Source organism: Variovorax sp. P1_H12_2 (assembly GCF_056405335.1).
In genome coordinates, this window is the sequence record NZ_JBFUCI010000692.1 from 1 (window position 1) to 1,715 (window position 1,715).

Consider the following 1,715-nt stretch of genomic DNA (forward strand, 5'->3'; position numbering starts at 1 on the left):
GTGCCCCTGGTGCTGGTGGTGGATGATTCGATCACGGTTCGGCGCGTCACGCAGCGCCTGCTGCAGCGCGAGGGCTACCGTGTGGCGCTGGCGGCCGACGGCCTGCAGGCGCTCGAGCGGCTGCAGCAGGAGCGGCCGGCGGTCGTCCTGTCGGACATCGAGATGCCGCGCATGGACGGCTTCGACCTGGCGCGCAACATCCGCGCCGACCAGTCGCTGGCCGACCTGCCGATCATCATGATCACCTCGCGGATCGCCGAGAAGCACCACGATCACGCGCGCGCGCTGGGCGTCAACCACTACCTCGGCAAGCCGTATTCGGAAGACGAGCTGCTGCGGCTGGTGCGCAGCTACACCGGGGTGGAACTGCCGGCGGTGCTGGCGGCCTGAGCGGCCAAAAGGCCTGCGGCGATGCTGAAAAGGGTGCACTCGGCTCGGCTCTCGCCGGCGGCTACGTCGATTGTGCCGTTCCGATCCCCGGGACGTCGCAGATCTTCCTGGCCAGAAAGTCAACCAGCAGCCGCACGCGGGAAATGCCGGATCGCTCTGGCACGATCAAGATGTTCAACGGCACGGGCTGCAACGAATAGTCCGGCAGGATGACCTCGAGTTGCCCTGCAGCCAGCAGGTCGCCGACCAGCCACTCATGGGCGGCGCCAATGCCCCTCCCGGCCGCCAAGGCCTCGCGGGCGGCCAGCCCGTGATCGACCCGCAAACGCCCGCCAAGCGGCACCACGTGGCGTTGGCTGTCTGCTCCCAACAAGGTGAGCGTGTCGCTGCCGGCGACGTTTGACATTCGGATACCCCCATGGCCGGCCAGATCCTGCGGCACAACCGGCGTGCCGTGGGCGGCCAGGTAGCCCGGGGCCGCGACCAGCAAGCGCCGGCTCTGGCCGAGCGAGCGATGCTTCATGCAACTGTCGCTCAGCGGGCCCAGGCGTAGCGCGATATCGACCCCTCCCTGGATAAGGTCGATGCGCTCGTCAGTCAGGCTGAGATCGACGGAGATGTCGCGATAGCGCTCTTGAAAGGCGAAGATCAGCCTGCTGAGATGCAAGACGCCGAATGCGGCCGTGCACGAGATGCGGATCGTGCCGGACGGCGCTTCGCGCATCCTGCGCGCCTCCCCACCGGCCTGGTCCACCAGCCTCAGGATCTGCACGCTGCTGGCGTAGTAGTGGCTGCCCTCTTCAGTCGGTGTTACGCGCCGAGTGGTCCGGCTGAGCAAAGGCACGCCCACCGCCTCTTCAAGCTCACGCAGATGCCGCGTGATCGTCGATTGGCCGACCCCCAGTTCCCGCGCTACCGCTGACAGACTGCCGCGCTCGGCCACGCGCACGAATGTGCGCATGCGATCCAGGGTCACGTCCGATTTATCCATTTTTCGGCACTGTGATATTCATAGCTTGCACATTTAAGGTTGCCTGTGGATTTAGTATTGCCTGCGCTTTAATTTTCGAATTTATAGAACAGTTTAAAGCAGCGCTCTCTGGCTGTAGGGGCAAATGCTGTGCGCGGATGCAACAGAACGGTCATGGAGACAGTGGGGGCAAGGCGTTTAGAACGCAGACTGATAACAAAAGCGGTAAACGAATCACAATTCCGCAAATAGTTGCATTTAAATTTAATTAGGAAGGCTTACATGCCAATTGGACTTATTGCCCTCGCTCTGGGGGCCTTCGGTATAGGGCTTACTGAGTTCGGTATTGTCGGGC

Annotated in this window: 2 protein-coding genes; one reads left to right on the forward strand and one right to left on the reverse strand. The window is 63.0% G+C overall.

Annotated features, from left to right (window positions below):
- Nucleotides 1–390 (forward strand): response regulator (locus AC1D2K_RS34250; protein WP_478094830.1); only part of this gene is annotated, 390 nt, incomplete at its 5' end.
- A gap of 61 nt (nucleotides 391–451) precedes the next feature.
- Here AC1D2K_RS34250 and AC1D2K_RS34255 read toward each other — a convergent pair.
- A complete protein-coding gene (locus AC1D2K_RS34255; protein ID WP_478094832.1) occupies nucleotides 452–1,366 on the reverse strand; it encodes a LysR family transcriptional regulator in 915 nt (304 codons plus the stop codon).
- Nucleotides 1,367–1,715 lie beyond the last annotated feature (349 nt).